A 21,469-nucleotide genomic window follows, 5' to 3' on the forward strand; every position below is an offset into this window, starting at 1 on the left:
TTTATTTGCTAAAAATTTTAGTTAAAAAAGTGTCGATATATTGAATTGTGGGTTCAAACCAAGGATTAAAAAGACAAAACGAATGAGGGGAATTTTCGAATTCATGAACTTCAGAATAGATTCCGTTTTCAGTTAAAACCTTTCGGTAATCGTCTCTTCCGGCATGCATACGGGCTATTGAACTATTGACAAACAATGTTGGCGGTGTCGCTTTGCTAACATAACTTAATGGAGAAGCAGCTTCCCAAAGTTTAGGATTCTCTTTTCTTGAATATCCAAACCAATAGGTACCTGCCGAAATCTTTTTGCTGTCATCGCCTTCGCTACTTTCCTGATGTACAAAAGACAATGTTCCGTCTATGCTGACTACGGCATTAACTTGAGATTTTGAATCGGAATTGGTTATTTCTCCTTCAAAAAGAGGCATGTTTCCGGTTGTTCCCATAAAAGCTGCCATTTCTCCGCCTGCAGAGAATCCCAGAGCAACTATTTGATCGGGCTTTACATGGTACTTTTCTGCATTTTCTCTAATCCAGCGAATGGATGTTTTGATATCATAAATTGCCGCGGGAAAAAGTGCTTCAGTAGACAATCTGTATTCTGGCGTAAAACATACATAACCCAAACTTGCCAGTTTTTGCGCCATTTGATGATGTTGTTGTCTGTTTCCTGATCGCCAGCCACCGCCATGAATGATGATAATTGCGGTTTGCTTTTTCTTGGCACTTTTATCAAAAAAAACATCGAGCTTCATTTTGCGTTTACCGTAAGTACAATACACAATATCATTTTTTTGCTGTACAAAATCAAAATGCATTTTTGGCACTAATTTGGTTTGTGGAAAATATTTAAGCGTTTTTTGAAAGGCGCTCGAATTGGTAAAAGAAGTATCTCTTACGTTTGTAATCCCTTTTAAATATTGAGCATTTACAATTTGAAAGAAAATCATACAAACCCAAATAAATAATACATTTAAATTTCTATTTTGAAACTTCATTTTTCCTGATTTAACTCATTAACAATTATAAAAGCTTTGCTTAACACTAAGTCATTTAAACACTTACAAACAAACGTTTTATACAATTTTAAAACACTTTTTTTTATTTAATTTAAACACTTAAATCTTTTCAAGGAGATTGCTATTCTATTAATTTCACCTCATCTTTTATAGCTTCTAAAACTTTTACATTTTCATCCAGAATCATTTTCTTGCCATTAGTTTGCAACGATATATCTTTTGTTGAAGTTCCGCCAACCCAAAACATTTGGTTTTCTCCAATAGATTTAAAGCCTTCTATATTTATATTTTGACTGTTCGAAAAGCTTACTGCTATTCCTGGTTTATCTAATCTTAAATCGACATTTTTAAAATCAATTTTACTGGCGTAATTCATCTGAATACCAATATCTGATCGGATAATCATGTTTTGAAATTGAATGTTTTCAACTGGCATTTCGGGAATACCCATAATCTTTAGAGCTTGTGCAGCACCGTTTACGTAAATGTTTTTGAAATACATATTCTTAAATACCGGAGTTTCTTCAGATACAGGCTTTTTATCAACTGTTACTTCACCTGTTAGTTTATCTTCAGAAAGGGATTTTTCAAAATAATATAAGTTAAAATTAATAGCGTCAGTCGGAATATTATTCATTCGTATGTCTTCCATCCAAATGTTTTCGACTACTCCGCCTCGACCTCTCACAGATTTAAAACGTAAGCCACAATCAGTACCGTTAAAGGTTAGATTTTTGACAAAGATGTTTCGAACGCTACCTGACATTTCGCTGCCAATTACGAAACCGCCATGCGCATGATAAACCACACAATCTGTAATGACAAATAATTCTGTTGGCTTTGCGCGTTCTCTTCCTTCTTTATCTTTTCCTGATTTAATACATATTGCATCGTCTCCAACATCAAAACGGCAATTAGTTACCGATCCTATTCGGCAGGATTCTATGTCCAGACCGTCTCCATTTTGAGAATACCAAGGATTCCGAATCGTTAAATTTCTTAAGGTAAGTTGCTCACACATTAACGGATTAACGTTCCAGGCGGGAGAATTCTGAAAAGTAACTCCATCTAAAAGCAGTTTTTTACAATTAACAAAACTCACCATTACCGGACGCAATGCTTGCTTATAAGGTTCCATATTGGCTGCTGTTGGCACTTTTGGAAGCTTGTCCTTTTCTTCATTGCCAATATAAGCTCCTTTTGATGGATACCAGATTTTACCATCTTTAGACAAAACTCCGCCTGACTTTACTAATTCCTCCCATTGATTGCTGGTCATTTTACCAATTTTAACGGGTCGCCATTTCGAGCCATTTCCATCAAAAATACCTTCGCCGGTTATGGCAATATTTTCTAAATCAACTCCCATAATTGGAGATTCACATCGAAGTACTTTGTTGCCTTCAAAATAAGATTCTATGAGTTTGTATTGCGTCAGGTCGCCTGTAAAGGAAATATAAGCACCATTTTTGGTATGTAGATTAACGTTGCTTTTCATTTTTATAGGTCCCGTTGTCCACAATCCCGATGGTATTACTACAACGCCTCCGCCTGATTCAGAACATTTATTAATGGCTTCATTAATGGCTTTTGTACAAAGTTCTTCGGTATTGGGAACTGCTCCAAAATCGACAATATTTAGGGTATCCGTTTTAAATTTTGGAAGCTGTATTTCTGGCATTTTAAACGGAAGCTTTGTTGCAACTGAACTTTCTTTTTCTAAAGGCGCCAAGCTAACTCCGGCTTTCTTGTTGACGCAAGAGAGGGCTGTAATTATCAAAGCAGTAGCAAGGACTGTTCTTATTATTTTTATCATAATCAATTGTAGATTTTGAAATATTATTTTTTATCTAAAAGCTTTTGTAATTCAATACCTGCCATTATAAATGGTCCAACAGCTTTGGCATCGTCATCTCTTATAGGTTCTGAGATATAATACTCGAATGAACCGTCTCGATCTTCAGGATTTTTACCTCCTAATCCTGCAACAGCGCAGCATTTTGTAATAGAAATTGTTCCGTCTGGGTTTTCTTTTATAAACTCTTTTAAGATTCCTTTAAAACCAATTTGTGCCGATTTTAAATACTTTTTACCCACATATCCTTTGTTATAGGCTTTGGTAAACGAATACACAAACATTGTTGAACAGGTTGATTCGAGATAATTTCCTTTTCTTGCAGGCTGATCCATTACTTGCCACCAAACGCCTGAATTAGCATCTTGTGCTTTGCGAACGGCTTCAAAAACCTTTTGCAGTATCTTGATCAGGTCTTTTCGTTTGGGATGATTTTCTGGAACGAAGTCAAGAATATCGACCAAAGCCATGCAATACCAACCTTGCGCACGCCCCCAGACGTGCGCAGAAGTTCCGGTATTTTTATTTGCCCAAAACTGAACTCGTTTCTCATCATAACCATGAAAATTCAAACCTGTTTTGGGATCAAAAGTGTGTTTCTGAATTAATTCGGCCTGTAAAATGGCATCGTCAATTGCTTTTGGATCATTGAAAACTTGTCCATATTGAGCCGAAAAAGGATCGGCCATATAAACTCCATCCAGCCACATTTGCCACGGATAGCTTTTTTTATGCCAATAACCTCCATCAGAATTTCGCGGATGTCCTTCCATTTGTTTATGAAGCGTATCCATTGCTTTTTTGTAGCGCTCGTCTCCTGTTTTCTTATAAATTTCAAAAAGCAGTTTTCCGGAGTTTATTAAATCCAGACTGTATTTTTCGAGTTCGTAACCACCTTGAATTTTTCCTTCTTTATCGATAAGCTGTTCTGCGTATGAAAGTCCGTAATCCCAGTATTTCTGTTCTTTTGTATAATCTGACAATTGCTGAAACGCAAGTGTTACCAAACCGTTGGTATAATTCCATTTTGGGAATTTTACGCCATCGAGATAAACGGGATTAGGAACACGTTTTTGATCTGAATCTGCCATTTTCTTTGCCCATTCAATTGGTGTTGTTTCGGTTTTATCACTTGGTTTGGATTGTCCAAATGAAACTGAATTGCAAACCAAAAGGGTTAGAAAACAATATTTAATTTTTTGTATCATATCTTAATTACTTTCTACTCTAAACCAATCATAATCTGCGTAACTGCTATCATTAACCGCTTTTGTTCCTGAGGCAAAAAGACCAATTTTTGCACCAACCCATCTTCCTGCTGTTGGCTTAAATGAATCTCCTAATTTTTTAAAACTCTTGCCGTCTAAACTGTAGTAAAAAGCAACTCTGGCATCAAAAGGTTCTTTGTTTTGAATCATTTCTACTTTGGCGCGCAAATAGACTTCTTTTTTAGTGATTGGAACTGTGGCAATTTCTTTTTCTCCTTCTTTAGATGTGCGGGCGTTTTTCATTAAACGCTGTGTCAAATTCAAATTCCCGGCTTTATCCTGCTCAATTGCGATGTAAGCGTAATCTTCGCCAAATACAATCAAACCTGAATTACTAACTCCTGCTTCAGGGTTATTTTCGAAAGTAAGTTTTGCAGTTGCTGTAAAATTATCCCCGGGAAATTTTTGCAGTAAAAGATTCGGTATCATCCACATGGTTTTCATGGTTTCATCGCGCGGAACACAATTAAGACGCATAAATCCCAAATTAGCCGATGACCATCCCCAATGTTTAGCTGGATCTTGATTGGCTTGCCATTGCCATTGTAATCCAAATTGATGTGCGTTAAATTCATCTGAAGAAACCAAAGGAGTTGCAGGATAGCTTTTTCCAACATTTGGTTTCGTCCACTCCATAACCGGTTCGCCAATACCATCTTTATCTGTATCTACGCCCATAATTGGCCAATTGTCTTTCCAGGTAACGGGTTGTAAACAAACAACACGTCCGTATGCCCAACGATCCTGAAAATGTATGAACCAACCGTCACCATTTGGTGTTTCAACATAACCTCCCTGATGTGGGCCGTTCATTACTGTATTTCCTTGATGTAATACTACTTTAGACTCATAAGGTCCCCAAACCTCTTTAGAACGCATAGCCAATTGCCATCCTGGTTTTACACCTCCGGCAGGAGCCATAATCCAATAATAACCATCGCGTTTGTACATCTTAGAACCTTCGACTGTTGTATGACCGTTATGGCCGTCAAAAACTAATGCTGGATTACCAATTAATTTTGTACCGTCTGGTGTAAGTTCAGAGAGCATTAAAACGGTTTTTACATTGGCGCGACTGCCTGCAAAAGCATATGACAGGTACGCTTTTCCGTCTTCGTCCCAAAACGGACAAGTATCAATAATTCCTTTTGCTTCTTTTACGAGAACTGGTTCTTCCCAAACGCCTGTTGGATCTTTGGTTTTAACCATATAAATACCAAAATCAGGATCGCCCCAATAGATGTAATATTCTCCATTGTGATAACGAATAGATGGCGCCCAAACTCCGTCGCCGTGGCGAACGGTACGATAATGCTCTATCGGAAATTGATTTTGCAATGCATATCCAACCAACTCCCAGTTCACCAGATCTTTTGAATGTAGAATAGGAAGCCCGGGAATGCTGTTAAAACTGGACGCGGTCATATAATACCCATCTTTACCCGCACATACATCGGGATCCGAGTAGTCTACGTGTAAAATAGGGTTCTTATACTTTCCATTTCCTAAATCGGCATTCCAGCCTTGAGCTTCTACTCCCAAATAACATAATAATCCGAGGGAAAGCAGTAATTGTTTGAATTTCATTTCTTAATTGTTTTTTTGATATAATTCTTTGATTTAAAACATTGAGGATTAAAAATCCGTGCTGTTTTAAAATTTCACTTTCTTTTAATTAACTACGTTTTGAACAGTACATAGAAGTATCCTCAACCACAAGGATACTTCCTTAGTACTGAAACCACTTAATTAATTAACAAAACTTATGGCAGCCATCTAGTATCTCCTATTTTGTTGGTAACAATTGGAGAATTAGAATCTTTAATCATTAAATTTCCGTTCGCCGCATCGACAAACAAATTTTGCGCGCTAATGCCTAAATCAGTTCCTTTTATTGCGGCAGATCCAAGCAGATAATCTGTTGTGGTGTAATTATTCTCGTATGTTGAAGTTGTATTTGCTCCAATTGCCTGAATAACTTTACCGCAAGCTGACGCTAACAATACTTTTTTGAATATTAGCGTTGATCCTACTGCGTTTGGAATATTTATTAACGCTCTGTTGTAAGCGTAATCGTAAATAGTAACATTTTCATATTCTAAATGAATTGGATATGCCGATGTTCCGTAATCGAAAAGGTTTTTAAAGTTTCGGTTTTTATCTGTTGTTTGATAGTAATCTCTCATAAAAGTGCAATTGAAGAAAATTGCTTTCTTGACATTATCTGCTCCGGCAGAACCAAAAGCAAATGTTCCGTAAGGTCCTGTGTGTCCTCCATCCTGATCAAACGTACAATAACTCATGTTAAACTCGCCAATTTCTTTGTATTTTCCGTTACCTTGATGTCTCCAGAAACCACGTTTGAAATAATTGAATACACAATTGTAGAATGTTATTTTGTCTACTTTCCATGCAGTACCACTATTAAAGAAATACCCCGCATCTATGGTTTGATAGAAACGAATGTTTTCGAACTCTAGAGAAGATAAATATGATCCTTCGGTAATGTTCCAGTTTCCGTTCATTTCAATTTGAGGACGTTCTCCTTGAGTTCCTCCCGTTAGTTTGAATCCTTTTGAGATGGTAAACGGAGTAATTTTAAACAATGAACCTGCTTCCAGGAAATATTCTGTTCCCTCTGGAACGGTTGGATCATCATTGTTGGTTCTTAGCAATGCATCTAAATCTGTTCCTTTTGTAACAATAATGGTCGAAATAGATGGTCCGGCTGTACGGAATGAAACCTGATTATAGGGTTTATCATAACGTCTTGGTTTCTTGGTATCGTAGATATTTAAATTATACAAGGTGTTTTTTTCTAAACCAACAACTTTTGCTTCTCCTTTGCTCATTTCATCAGCAGTTAATTTACGTCCGATTGCAGGAAGCGTTAAAGACTGAGCAGGCTGAACTGAGATACTATCTACAGGATTTTTAGAAGAAACTAACCAATTTACAGTTACATCTGTTTCTGTAATATTCACTTTTACTACTGGCTGTAAAATAGGATCAAATGCCGGACGATCTTCTGTAAGAGCATTTGTATACGACCATTGTGAATTATGATCTCCGTTGACATGATTTGATCTTACTCTGATGTAAAATTGTGTTTTATACGGAATATCATCCATCAGAATTTGCGTTTCTGTAATTGTATACGACTTATAAAGACTTTTGTAGTAATTGTCTAAATGCAATTCTACAGTATATGAAGCTGCATCATTTACTTTGTACCATACTACTGCAATCGAATTACTTTTTACTAATGGTGCTGTAAGTACAAATTTTGGCTGAAATAAATCTTCAACGGGTTTGTAACGAAACTCATCATTTGCACAGGATTTTAGCATTTCTCCACAGACAATTAAGCCTATAAATGATAAAATATAAATTAATGTTCTAAAGTTTTTCATATTATATTTTATTAAAAATTAAAACCATAAAAATTTTGAATGGCTCCGCGATGATCTGTAATTACCTTTGATGGATACGGACATAAATAGCGCAGAGGATCATTTGGAGATACTGATGAAGCATTGGTGTAGTTTATAAAACCTCTAAAACTCCATTTGATATCGTTTCTTGGTTCATAACTCGCCGTATCATTGTTTAATGAATACCAGCTTGTAGCAAAAAGAAGTTCTGTGTAACCTGCCGGACGCGCTTGCAGAATTTCGTCAATACCTTTTATGTCTAAAATGGTTCGGCCTGAGTTAACGGGATCTGGTATATTTTTATAATAAATACTTCCCGGAACCTGATCTATTCCCGGAACATATGCACCGTTTGCTACACGCCCCCAGTTTAATAATTTATAATATTGGTTGTAAATCACTTCACTAAATTTATTCCAACGAGCCAAATCGAATTTACGTTTGCTCTCGCCTCCAAATTCCCATTTACGTTCGTCCATAATTGCTTTAAAGAACAACTCCGGAGATGATTTGGATTGTACATAATTATCTACTTTGTCCGGCCAGTTTGCCTGAGCAAAAGCTCTACGGCGTACACGTCTTAAACACTCTTTGGCATCTTCGCGTGGGCCAAAACGTTCGTTTACTGCTTCGGCATACATTAGCAAAACATCAGCAAATCGCATCCAAGAATAATTGATCCCTGTTCCTTTGGTACTTGTGCTTCCTAAAGGATCATTCATGAATAATTTCGACCATTTTCCTACTGCTAATCGTGCTAAATCTAAACGAATTACCTGATTCAGGTTTTGATCGTATGATAATGGTGCACAGGTAACATCTCTTCTTAAATCTTTATTGTCAAATGAATAAAGATATTCTCCGCATAAACTTAGGTTTCCTGATGCTCCTCCGTAAGGATGACTTCCTTCAATTATCGGAATTCCAACAAAATAACCGTATTCACCTGAAGAGTTTTTTAGCATTGGAAGCGAAAAAATTACATCGTCTGTAACTGGTGTTTCCCAATTGTTTTGCTTTACCCAAAAATCTTTGAAACTTAATTTTAAATCGTGTTGCCTGCCTTGAATTACTTTATCTAGATATTGAATAGCGATATCATAATACAGTTCGTGATTTTTCCCTCTTTCCATATGTCCTTTACTTGCAGGATTATTTTCGTCCGGGCGCAATGTCCATCCTCCGCGAGTAAGTGCTAATAAACCAATTAAACTTTGATTGAAACTTCTTGATGCACGTTCTACGCCATAATCCAGTTCGCTTGCATTTTTCATTAAAGGTTCAACTGACTTTAAATCGTCAATTAAAAATTCAAGAATTACATTTCTATCTGTCACTCCAACAGCGAAATTCTCGTCTCCTGTTGAAGATTTGGTACGAAAAACAACGTCTCCCCAAATACGAATCATGTCTAAATAAACCATTGCACGAATTGTTTTTGCTTCACCATACATCTGCATGATATTTGAGGGTTGTGATTTAGGATCTGCTTTGTATAAATCTGAATTTTCTATTCCCTGAATTACGTCATTTGCTGTATTGATAATTTTATACATGGCGCTCCAAGTAGAATTTAAGGTTGTCCAATACGGTTTTGGGTCATAACAAGCAATATCTGACCCGTTTCCGTTTACTGTATTGGTCGAAACACCAGACATTTCTACATCGGTATTCATATTAAAAACAAAGGCAAGACGGTTAGAATAGGCATCTTCGGTCAGCATAAGTGTATATACGCCTGCAAGTGCAGATTGTATATCTTTTTCTGATTTAAAAACTTCTGCTTCAGTAAAACCTGTTGCAGGCTGTACTTCTAGATAATCTTCACAAGCTGTAAAAGACAGTGTGAAAATTAACAGAAAACTAAATATTATTTTTTTGTTCATCTTTATGTGATTTAATTCGTTTAATTAAAATGACAACTGTACCCCAAAAGCGTAGTTACGTGTTCTTGGGTAAGAATTGTAATCAATATTTGGTGTTAATCCTTTTTCCATATTTACTTCGGGATCGTATCCTGTATAGTTGGTCCAAATAAATAAGTTACTTCCTGTAGCGTATAATCTTACTCTGCTAAATCCTATTTTCGCACTGCTTTGTTTTGGTATTGTGTATCCTATACTAAGATTGTTTAATCGTATAAATGAACCGTCTTCCACTGCATACGACATTGCAATAGGACGACCTAGGCTTGTTGGATTCCACATCGTTGCATTTTCGTTTTGCTTTGCTAACATTTCCGGCGAATAACGTAAGTCATTCCCCATATCGTCAAAATTTCTCCAACGGCTGTCCAGCCCCACTTCCATTCCTAAATTGCTTTGTGTGTTTTTGTACCATGAAGTCATCATGATCTTGTTGGCATTATAAACATCGAAACCATACATAAAATTGAAAAACGCCGATAAATCAAAGTTTTTCCAAACTGCATTTACACCAAATCCTCCAGAGAACTCGGGATTAGTATTTCCAATCACTTTTCGGTCTTTATCTCCAATTACAGTCGAATTTGGATCTGAAGGATCAACAGGAGTCAGTTTTTTAAACTTAGCATTTCCTGGTCGCGGATCACCCGAAAGATTCTTTGAGTTAGCTACTCCGTCTTTTAGTTTCCAAGTTCTGGTTACGGCATCAAAAGAATCAAAATCATTCATGGTGTAAAATCCATCATTTACAAAACCATAAATCAAACCTTTTGTACTGCCTACATAAGCGCGATAATCGTCGTCGTTTAACAAATCGTTTCCTGCCCAGCCAGAACTCAAAATCCATTCTGTTTCACCACTGGATAATTTGTCGATTTTGTTTTTGTTATGTCCGATGTTAAAATTCAAATCAAGCTGAAAATCTTTTTTCTTAATCACATTTGCATTGATAGCAAATTCAACTCCTTTGTTAGACGTTTGTCCAACGTTAGTCATCATTTTTGTAAATCCAGAAACTGAAGCAATATCTGATGGTACTAATAAATCTTTTACTTTGTTGTGATAAAAATCAAGAGTTCCTGTAATACGTTCGTTGAAGAAACCAAAATCAAGACCTAAATTGGCTGTATAAGTTGTTTCCCATTTTACATTTGGGTTGTTTAGGTATTCACTATTATAAAAATTATAGTAATATTGATTTTCTTCTCCCCAACCTACAGATCGGTCTCTTGAAACACCATAATATTTCGCATATAAATCACCTTTAATTCTATCGTTTCCAGATGCTCCATAACTCAAACGAACTTTTAGGTTCGAAATAACTTTACTGTCTTTTAAGAATTTTTCGTTTGAAGCTCTCCATGCAAATGCTCCTGCCGGAAATACTCCCCATCTGTTTTCAGGACCAAACTTTGTCGAACCATCTGTACGAACGGTAAACGTAAAAAGATATCGATCGTTGTATCCATAATTGACACGTCCGAAAAAGGAAGAAATTCGGTTGGGAGAACCAGCATCTGAACCGTTGTCGAAAGGAGTTCCTAATGCAAGATTGTCTAATGCTTTTTCTCCTGATATCTCTTCCGGAAAATAACGGGTACGGTAAAATTTGATAGAACTTTCCTGATCTTTCATTTCCTGACCAATCATCAATTGAAAATCATGGTTCTCTTTTACTTTAAATCCATAATTTAATACGTTGTTCAATTGCCAACGTGGAGATTTTGTCATAGACCAGTATACTACAGGTAAGTTTTTGTTTTGGGTTGCGGTTTGTGTATCTGTACCCCAAAAACGTCCGTCCTCGGTATATTTATATTCGTAACCGTAAGAAGATCGCAAAGTCAATCCTTTTTTAATAGTCCACGTTAATGCTCCAGTATTGTTAAAAGTTCTTGTAGTGCGCTCACGGTAATTTTTTGCAGCGTCTTCTATTGGGTTAAAACGAACGCGTGTTTCATAATCTTCGGGATCAAAATAGGTATTATCATCCGGCAAAGTCATGTAATCTTCTAATCCTCCTGTTGGTGCTTCACGCAAAGCTCTAAGCAAACTAACGCCATCTGTTCCAGAACCATCAATGGTTTGATTGGTTAATCGACTTTGAAATTCGAAGGTAAGATTGTCTGTTAATTTCGAATTCAAAATTAAATACAGATAGTTCTGACGCATTCCTGTTCCTAATAATACTCCCGGCTGATCCTGATTTACGAATGTGAATTTAAACTTCGTTTTATCACCTCCTCCGTTTATGTTGATATCGGTGTATTTTGTAATTGGATTGCTTCCAAAAATTTCTTTTTGCCAGTCTGTTCCTTTGTTTCCTTTATAAATGTATAATTCATTTGCGCGTCCGTAATTATTATAAAAACCAGTTGGATTTGAGTTACGCGGACGCTCGTATTCGTATTGCATCATTACAAATTCGTACGGATCCATTACATCAAGATGATTGGCAAGCGTTTTAATTTGTGTGTAGTTATGAATGTTTACGGAAACTGTTCCTGATTTTGGCGTTTTTGTAGTCACCAAAACTACTCCGTTAGCTCCACGAGCACCATAAACTGCTGTCGATGCAGCATCTTTTAGAACTTCTACAGATTCGATATCAGTTGGCGGAATATCATTTAAGTTCGCAACTTCAAAACCATCAACCAAAATCAATGGCGAGTTATCTTCTGTGATAGATCCTCCACCACGAATTCTAATCATTACTTCAGATCCCGGAGAACCATCGGCTGTTGTAACCTGAACTCCCGGCAATCTTCCTACCAAAGCTTCAGCGACTGAAGCTGTTGGTACTTTTGCTAATTCTGTTCCTTTAATACTTGCAATTGCTCCTGTCAAGTTTTTACGTTTTTGCGTACCATAACCAATAATCACAACTTCGTTTAATTCGCTGTTGGATTCTTTCATTTGTATGGTAATTCCAGATGTACGCCCTTTTAATGGAACGGTTTCATCTGCCATACCAATAAACTTAATGATTAAAACTGCCGTTTCGGGATCATTGACAGCAACACTAAATTTACCGTCAAAATCAGTAACTGTATTTGTCTTTTCATTCTTTACAATAATTGTTGCTCCGGGAATCAGCCCCATATTATCCCTTACTGAACCGGTCACGGTTATACGTTTCTGAGCATAAGCACTAAATGTCAAAAGTAAGACGGCTAAAATGCTCCAGATATATTTTTTTATCTTCATAACTAGACTATTTTTTTTAAGCGAGATCTTTGGAATTTGCACTTTCGCAATACTTTACAAAATGAAATTTATCATCGTGATTGTATTGTCTTTAGGCATAAATCCAGGAAGACTGCTAATTTTGTTTTATTAAATTGTTCTGAGAGTTTCGATTAAAACAATAGCTGTTCTAAATCTCATTTAAAAAGAAATCAACACTGGTGACTTTATTGGCCTCAATAGAAAATGTTCCTGCTAATTCTTTTGTTTTTACAACCTGCATATTTTGATTTAAACACTCTATTTTAACACGAACGTTATTAGCCTCTTCACCTGTTTGAAATAAAATAAAATCGTCTGTATAATTAATTCCTCCGTTAGCAGTAGTTTTGCTTCTGGTAACAAACATGTCTTCTTTTACATAAGTTCCGTCAGAAACTTTGTAACCGCTTCGTTTTATCGAAACTGTCGTTTTAATTGTTGAGTAACTTTTATCAGCTATAATATCTAATGATTTTAAACGCAGTATTCCTGTTCTTGTTAGAATATTTACGGTTACTGGCTCTTCAAAAGGAGATGCATACGGCACGGCATCAGACAAGTTTACATGTTGGTTTGCCAATGCCGGTTGTGTAACAATAAGGTCGTTTAGATTGGTTGGCAAAGGAATCATTTGCTCTGGATAATCGCTCGCTACAAATTTGTATTTTCCGTCGTTTAATGAAAAGCGGTAAAGCGAACTGTAGTTTGCAACATAATCGCCGTTGTCTTTATAAACAAATAAAGGTCTGGTTGATATCCCTACATTTAAATTCCACGGTTCGCCATTTAACTGAAAATCTATTGATTTTACGGTAGAACTTTCATATTTAAAATCGTCACTAGAACAGGAAGTCAGCACGAAAAGCAGTACACCTATTCCAAGTATTAGGCTTTTTATCATTTTCATATCGTCTAAATTTAAAAATGAAGAATATTTGCCTTTTCGTGTGTTCTATTGCCAGAAATAACTTTTGCATTTGGTGGCGATAATTGATTGTTAGTTTTGGTTTGGTTCATAATTTTTGGTTTAAGATTAGTTAGTTAAAAATCTGTTAAGATTATGAAGCAAAACTAGATATAGCTAATCTCAAATTGGGGTAAATATTGCTTTTCAGAAAGGGTTAAATCGCTATTAACCCCCTTAAAACTAAGTATTCGCCAAATAATTACATTATTTTTTATAATATGTAAAAAAATATTCACAAATAAAAAAGCATTTCTCAATAGGGTTCAAAATCTAATTTCTAAAAAAAAAAGCCTCATTACTAAAAAGCAATGAGGCATAAAATGGATCTTTTTTTTTGTACGTTGACTATAATTATTTAACACATAGAACTATGTGTTAAATAATCTTTCCCGCAGATTAGTCAGATTGAGCAGATTTTTTTTAATCTTTTTAATCCGTGAATCTGTGGCAAAAAATATCTTTTATTTTTTTGTTCTAGAGTAATTCTATCGAAACTGTTTGCGATATTCTACAGGTGTGTAATTGAATTTGGCTCTGAAACATTTTCCGAAATATTTCAAATCATTAAAACCTACTTCAAAACAAATTTCCTTTATCAGTAAATCTTCATTCTTAAGAAGTTCAGCAGCTTCATTCAATCGCATATCCCGAATAAATACAACGGGTGAAACTCCTGTAATACTTTTAAGTTTATTAAAAAAACTAGCGCGTGACATACACATTAATCGCCCTAATTCATCAACTGAAAAATCAGATTTAGAGATATTTTCTTTTACCAATTCAATTACTTGGAGCATGAATTTATTATCTCTATTAGAAATTTGTAATGGTTTCTCTTCCGATATTTCGGCAATACTTCCTGAAGAATACAAGCGTTGAAGACGAATACGCTGTTCTAAAACATTCTTTACTCTCGCCTTTAAAAAACTTACATTAAAAGGTTTTGTAATATAATCGTCGGCACCATATTCTAATCCTTCCAGCTTACTTTCAATTGCTGTTTTTGCACTCAGTAAAATTATCGGAACGTGGCTAATTGCAAAGTTGTTTCGAATAATTTTAAGCATTTCGATACCATCGAGTTCAGGCATCATAATATCACTGATAACAAAATCCGGCGATAACTCGGCGGCTTTTAAATGACCTTCTTCTCCATTTTCTGCGGTATAAATAGTATAATCATGTTCTAGAATTGAAACGATAAATTTTCTTAATTCCAGATCGTCTTCCACTATAAGTCCAATAGGTTTATCTCTAACCTCTGCTTCTACTTGATCTTCTGTCGTAAATTCATCATCGATAAAATGTTCTTCTGTTTCTTCAAAAATGATATCGACATCATCTGAGAAATGACTGTATCCTTTCGGAAACAAAATTTCAAAACTGCTTCCTTTACCCAGTGCTGTCTCAAGTGAAATTTCTGCCCCGTGTTTTTCGACCGAATCTTTTACAATCGAAAGACCAATTCCTGTACTTGGATTAAAAGGATTTTCATTGTAGTTGGAGAAACGAACAAACAACTTTTTCTGCACAACAGCATTAATTCCTGGTCCGTTATCGCTCACTTTTAAGCAAACATTTTTTTCCGTTTCTTCTACGCTCACTTCAATCAAATTTCCTTTTTTACAATATTTAAAAGCATTTGAAAGCAAATTGACCAGAATTTTATCCAGACTATCCGGATCAGCCCAAATATGCGGTTTGGTTTCGCCAACTGTAACCTTCAATTGTATATTACGCTGAAGACTCATTTCGGTAAAATTTTCGCATACTTCAGTCACAAATTCTCCTAAATCAATTTCGCGGACTTCTAATTTACGATCCTGCATTCTTCTTAAATCTAAAATTTGATTGACCAAATTCAATAATTTATTGCTGTATTTTTCGATAATACGAAGCTGAGATTTAACAGAATCGTCGATATGATTGTCTGAAAGCATTACTTCTAATGGTGCTGTAATCATAGTAAGCGGAGTGCGTATTTCATGTGAGATATCCGTGAAAAAATTCAGTTTCAACTCACTTACTTCTTTTTGAACTCTAACATCATTACGCAATTTTAAAATGGTTAAAAACGCACGTCTCACCAACACAAATAATCCTATTGTTAACAATAAATAACAGAAGTAAGCAAAATAAGTTCCCCAGATTGATGGTTTTATAATAATTTTTATCTGTCTTTCATTGTCCAGCCACAGGTTATGACCGTTGGTAGAAGATACTAAAAGCGTATAAGTTCCTCGACCCAAATTGGTGTAATTAATAGATTGACTTGCTTTTAGATAATTCCATTCTTTATCAATTCCTTCCAATTTATAGCGATAAACGATATTCTCGTTTTTAATAAAATCTAAAGCCGAAAACTGAACTCTAAAAAAATTCTGATCGTGTTTTAGTGTCACTTCTTTTAGTAAATCAGGATTTTTGGGCGTTTCGGGATTAATCTCGAACAATTCTTTATTGTTTACTAGAAAACCGGAAAGCGCTAAATAAGGTTTAAATAAAAAAGGCTTAATCGCTTCAGGTTTAAAGTAAATAACGCCATCAGAATATCCCGAGACAATTTCGCCACTTGCCAGCCTGCACTTAGTTGCTTCTGAAAATATTTCGGTTCCAATAATTGACTTTAATTCAGGGAAGGTTTCACAGCTATTATTTTTAGGATCAAACCTGACGATTTGATTGTCTCCCATAAGCCAGATTTTTCCAAATTTATCTTCTTGCATACCTACAACGCCATCTAATGGAAATCCAAAATTTTCGCTCCAAAACGATTTGACTTTTACTTTATCTTGCTTGTCAATGTCAATCAGAATAAGTCCTTTTCCGTTGGTAGACAATGCCAAACGATTATCAGATGTAACAATTATATCCAAAATATCGTTCCCGGATGCCTGAAAATATTCTTTGAATTGCAGCTTATCTGCCGATTTCTTTCCATCAGAAAAAGCAAACAATTTATAAGACGAGACAAAAAAGATTTTATGATCTTTAGTTTCAACGATTGAACGCACTTTATCAGCAGTTTCAATTGGATAGTTTTTAAGTTCGTTTCTGTGACTCACAAACGTGGTTTTATTATTTGATTGACGAACTAAGTTAATTCCGCCTCCCCATGTAGCTAAATAAATTTGACCATTTGATGCCTGAAAAATTTTATAAATATCATCTGAACTAACACTATACTTGTTGTTTTTATCATATTTATAATGCTCCACGGCAAAGCTAAAAGAGCCCTGTTTGGGAGTAAGACAAAAAACACCATTTCCGCGTGTTCCAATCCATATTTTGCCTTGAGAATCCTGCATCATACTGTAAATATCCGCTCCCCATCCCGGACCGTTGCCTGACAAAGTTCCATCAGAACCTAAAAAGCCGATCTTTCTTTTTTGAGCATCAAATAACTCAATTTTTTCATCCCGGCAAGCCACCCAAAGATTTCTTTTATTGTCCTCCATCAGACTTCGAACATTGTGCTTTTTATTATCTACTGACGACAAGTTTAAAGACAAAAAATTACTGTTGTTGAATGTGATTAAATCCAATCCTTGTTTATAAGAGCAAAACCAAAGATTGCCCAATTTATCAAACATCGCAGTATGCATAACATCTGACACAGTTTCTTTTGATTCTTTAATGCATCGCATTATAGAGTATAATTTGTTCTGTTTTTCGTTCCAATAAGCGAATGCGCCTTTATTTGACTGGATCCAGACTGTTCCATTTGGCGAGGTCAAAAGAAAACTTTTTTGTTTACCGCCAGTTGTAACTGGATTGCTTGAATCAACTTCTAAATGATTTAATTTTCGGGTTAGTAAATCAAATTGAAATACACCTGAAGTTGGCGTATCAAACCAAAATTGTCGTGAATTGGTTAATCCTAAAAAATTAACACTTCCATTAGGCAAACCAGGTAATGTTGTACTATTATAAGTGTCTATTTTACCCGTTTTTATGTCATAAAAGCAAAAACCTTTACCTTTTGTAACTATCAATACTTTATGATCAGCCACGGCATTTAAAAGCAGAATATCGTCTTTTACTCCTAACTCCAAATCAAAGAATGTACTAGATTTTTTATTGTATCGAATAAACTTTCCTTTATCTCCTCCAAACCAAAGATCGTCTTTGGTTTCTTCTGCAAAATTAAACGAGTTGGATTTTCCTGCTTGCCCTGCCAAATTCGAAAAAAAATACTCCGGTACGTTACTTGACTTTTTTAATCGGCAGATACCGGCCTTTGTTAAGAACCAGGTTGTTCCTAATTTATCTTCAAAAACATCAGTAATTTTTCCGAAATGTTTCGCCGAATCGAAATTAACGCGTCTAATTTGCTTGTCCTTTTCAAAAGCAATCATGTAGTTTTTGCTTTCAGGAAATAGCCATGTTCTTCCGGAAGACATAATTTTGAAATGGTCAAAAGTGTGATTAGCAGAATTTCCCTCTATCGGATTATGGAATTTCAACTCATTTGTATCAAAATAATAAATGTCGTTTTTTTCAGATTGAATCCAGATTCTCTCGCTATTATCAAACTTGAATTTAGATACGCGATTTGATTGTATATTTAAGGGTACGCTTTGTTCTACTTTAAATTTTCGAAAAGTAGTTCCGTCATAACGAATCAAACCGTTGAAAGTTCCCAACCAAATAAATCCTTTTTTATCTTGCTGAATACCTAAAACTCTTGATTGATTTAATTTTCCGTCATTTGAAAAATGTGTTAGAATCCCAGCTGGCTGAGCGGTACACCACGCACACATCAAACTCAATAAAACTACAATTGTATTATGTTTCAACATCTTAAATTTATTTTTTAGCGGTAATCACAAAAATATCAATTTTCTTTTCCTAACCTAAAATACCACCCGTAATTAGCAAAATACCCTCTATTAAATAGCGATTTGTCCTCCCTTGTTAATCTGAGTAAAAGGTTTAAAATTATTCTAAAGCTTTACAGCACCCATTAAATAGCAATTAATACTCAGCTAAAAAATGTAAACATATAATTTTGTAATTTCAAATTGTGATTAAGACCTCAATAAAAAAAATATTAACTATATCAACCAAAAACCACCTAAATAATTCAATGAAAAAAGTATACAAACTTGTGTTTATGCTCAACTTTCTTGCATTAAACACTTTTGCACAAGAAAACTACGCATTTAAAAATCCAAACTTACCTATTGAGCAGCGCGTTGACGATCTTGTATCCAGAATGACTGTCGACGAAAAAATAAGCCAATTGATGGATTCTTCTCCTGCCATTGAACGTTTGGGAGTACCGGAATACAACTGGTGGAACGAATCGCTTCATGGTGTTGCCAGAGCAGGATTTGCTACTGTTTTTCCGCAATCCATTTCAATAGCCTCATCTTGGGATCGTCAATTAATTTTTGATGTTGCTAGCGCCATTTCTAATGAAGCGCGTGCCAAACATCATGAGTATTTAAGACGCGGACAACATGGTATGTATCAGGGATTGACCTTCTGGTCTCCAAATATCAACATTTTTCGCGATCCGCGTTGGGGACGCGGACATGAAACTTATGGAGAAGATCCTTTCCTGACAAGTCAACTTGGTCTTAATTATGTTAAAGGTCTTCAGGGAACGGATCCAAAATACTTTAAAGTAATTGCTACGGCAAAGCATTTTGCTGTTCACTCAGGTCCTGAACCATCTCGTCACCAATTTGATGTAAATGTAAGTGATATTGATCTTTATGAAACGTATCTTCCTGCCTTTCGAACTTTGGTAAAAGATGGTAATGTATATTCGGTTATGGGCGCTTACAACCGTTTTAGAGGAGAATCTTGTAGTGCAAGTCCTTTTTTATTCAATATTCTTAGAAACGATTGGGGTTTTAAAGGCTACATCGTGTCTGATTGTGGTGCTGTAACAGATATTTGGAAATACCACAAAATTACCAATGATGCAGCTTCAGCTTCAGCCCTGGCGGTAAAAGAAGGTTTAGATTTAGAGTGCGGAAGCAGTTATAAATCATTAAAAGAAGCGCTAGATCGTAAATTGCTTACTGAAGCAGATATTGACGTTACTATAAAACGTTTGTTTACTGCCCGTTTTAAACTGGGAATGTTTGATCCGGACGAGATTGTGCCTTATGCGCAAATTCCGTATTCAGTAAACAATAACTCCGCTAACGACTGGCTTGCCCGCACAGCTTCCCAAAAAAGTATTGTGCTGCTAAAAAATCAGAATAATACATTACCTCTTTCTAAAAATATAAAAACAGTTGCTGTAATTGGACCAAATGCTGATGATGTACAATCGCTATTGGGCAATTATAGTGGTGTTCCAAGTAATCCGGTAACGGTACTAAAAGGTATTCAGAACAAAATTGAGCCTAGTGCAAAAGTATTATATGCAAAAGGAACTGATCTTGCCAAGGGTATTCCCGAAATGAGTGTTATTCCGTCTATTTACTTTCAAAATGAAAACGGGTTACAGGGCTTAAAAGGAGAATATTTTGATAATACTGAATGGGAAGGCAAACCGCTTTTTGTTCGTAATGATGACAATATAGACTTTCATTGGGATATTAATACACCTGATCCACGTATGAAAATGGGTAATTATAGCGTTAAATGGTCCGGTTATATCACTGTGCCAAAAACAGGTGTTTACAATATCTCTGATTGGTCGAAACCATTTATGACTGTAGAAATCGAAACAGGAAAAACATCTGGTGGAAAAAACAATCATCATCCACGAATTCGTCCGCAAAAAATTGAATTAGAAGCTGGAAGAAAATACAAAATCGAGGCTAAATATCAAAACTTTTACGGTGATGCAATTGCACAGCTTTTATGGGCTGAACCGCAGGAAAATTTATTGGAAAAAGCGGTTCAAACTGCTAATCAGGCAGATGCTGTAATTCTGGTATTAGGGTTAAATGAACGTTTGGAAGGCGAAGAAATGAAAGTAGAAGCTGATGGTTTTGAAGGCGGAGACCGTACCAGTCTTAACTTGCCTGCTAATCAGGAAGAATTAATAAAAGCAATGAACGCTACAGGAAAACCAGTAATTTTAGTTTTAATAAACGGAAGCGCACTATCAATCAATTGGGCAAATGATAATGTTCCTGCTATTCTAACTGCCGGATATCCTGGACAACAAGGCGGAAATGCCATTGCTGATGTGCTTTTTGGAGACTACAATCCAGCAGGAAGATTACCTGTTACTTACTATAAATCTGTTGATCAGCTGCCGGATTTCGAAAACTATAACATGAAGGGCCGTACGTATCGTTATTTTGAGAAAAAACCGCTTTATCCGTTTGGATTTGGTTTGAGTTACACAAAATTTAAGTACAGTAACTTGCAGATTCCTGTAAATAGAGGTGCCGAAAAAGACTTTAAAGTAACTGTCGATGTAACCAACACTGGAGATCGTGACGGAGATGAGGTAGTTGAATTGTATATAAAAGATGAAAAAGCCTCTACTCCCCGACCAATATGTCAATTAGAAGGTTTTGAACGAATTAACCTTAAAAAAGGCGAAACAAAAACGGTTAGTTTCACTATTACTCCAAGACAATTATCATTAATAAATAAGAAGAGCCAACGTGTCGTTGAACCAGGATGGTTTACAATTTCAGTTGGAGGGAAACTGCCTGATGGTTCTAACGACATTCAAGCTGGTAGAATCAATATTACTGGAAAGATTGTGTTACTTGATAACTAATATTTTTTCTAGTCTGTTGTTTTGAACAACGGCGTTTGATAAATTGTATAAAAAAAGAGCTTCATTTAC

10 protein-coding genes are annotated in these 21,469 nt (G+C 35.7%); 1 reads left to right on the top strand and 9 read right to left on the bottom strand.

Going from position 1 to position 21,469, the window contains the following annotated elements; genetic code table 11:
• Window position 1: 1 nt before the first annotated feature.
• The 9 genes from ACHRVZ_RS01560 to ACHRVZ_RS01600 all read right to left on the bottom strand — a co-directional run bounded on the left by ACHRVZ_RS01560 (window position 2) and on the right by ACHRVZ_RS01600 (window position 18,497).
• Window positions 2-997 (bottom strand): alpha/beta hydrolase fold domain-containing protein, encoded by a 996-nt coding sequence (locus tag ACHRVZ_RS01560; RefSeq protein ID WP_395420326.1) that lies wholly within the window; start codon window positions 995-997, stop codon window positions 2-4.
• A 142-nt stretch (window positions 998-1,139) separates the two neighbouring features.
• Window positions 1,140-2,834 carry a glycoside hydrolase family 28 protein gene (locus ACHRVZ_RS01565; RefSeq protein ID WP_395420328.1) on the bottom strand — a complete coding sequence of 565 codons (1,695 nt, stop codon included), beginning with the start codon at window positions 2,832-2,834 and terminating at the stop codon, window positions 1,140-1,142.
• Window positions 2,835-2,857: 23 nt separating this feature from the next.
• A complete protein-coding gene (locus tag ACHRVZ_RS01570) occupies window positions 2,858-4,081 on the bottom strand; it encodes a glycoside hydrolase family 105 protein (protein ID WP_395420330.1) in 1,224 nt (407 codons plus the stop codon).
• A gap of 3 nt (window positions 4,082-4,084) precedes the next feature.
• The gene (locus tag ACHRVZ_RS01575; RefSeq protein ID WP_395420332.1) at window positions 4,085-5,728 is read right to left on the bottom strand and encodes a glycoside hydrolase 43 family protein; all 1,644 of its coding nucleotides are present in this window, start codon (window positions 5,726-5,728) and stop codon (window positions 4,085-4,087) included.
• A 176-nt stretch (window positions 5,729-5,904) separates the two neighbouring features.
• Entirely contained in the window at window positions 5,905-7,554 is a 1,650-nt protein-coding gene (locus tag ACHRVZ_RS01580) for a DUF5123 domain-containing protein (RefSeq protein ID WP_395420334.1), read from the bottom strand.
• Window positions 7,555-7,565: 11 nt separating this feature from the next.
• Window positions 7,566-9,461, bottom strand: coding sequence for a RagB/SusD family nutrient uptake outer membrane protein (locus ACHRVZ_RS01585; protein ID WP_395420336.1), 1,896 nt, complete (start codon window positions 9,459-9,461; stop codon window positions 7,566-7,568).
• 24 nt (window positions 9,462-9,485) lie between these two features.
• Window positions 9,486-12,707, bottom strand: a complete 3,222-nt coding sequence (locus ACHRVZ_RS01590; RefSeq protein WP_395420338.1) for a SusC/RagA family TonB-linked outer membrane protein — start codon at window positions 12,705-12,707, stop codon at window positions 9,486-9,488.
• Window positions 12,708-12,876: 169 nt separating this feature from the next.
• On the bottom strand, window positions 12,877-13,635 hold the full coding sequence (locus tag ACHRVZ_RS01595; protein ID WP_395420339.1) for a hypothetical protein: 759 nt from the start codon (window positions 13,633-13,635) through the stop codon (window positions 12,877-12,879).
• Between the two features lie 545 nt (window positions 13,636-14,180).
• Window positions 14,181-18,497, bottom strand: a complete 4,317-nt coding sequence (locus ACHRVZ_RS01600; protein ID WP_395420340.1) for a response regulator — start codon at window positions 18,495-18,497, stop codon at window positions 14,181-14,183.
• 287 nt (window positions 18,498-18,784) lie between these two features.
• Here ACHRVZ_RS01600 and ACHRVZ_RS01605 point away from each other — a divergent pair, with 287 nt between their 5' ends.
• Window positions 18,785-21,400 carry a glycoside hydrolase family 3 C-terminal domain-containing protein gene (locus ACHRVZ_RS01605; protein WP_395420342.1) on the top strand — a complete coding sequence of 872 codons (2,616 nt, stop codon included), beginning with the start codon at window positions 18,785-18,787 and terminating at the stop codon, window positions 21,398-21,400.
• Window positions 21,401-21,469: the final 69 nt, after the last annotated feature.

The organism is Flavobacterium sp. FlaQc-57 (assembly GCF_044007395.1).
GTDB lineage: Bacteria > Bacteroidota > Bacteroidia > Flavobacteriales > Flavobacteriaceae > Flavobacterium.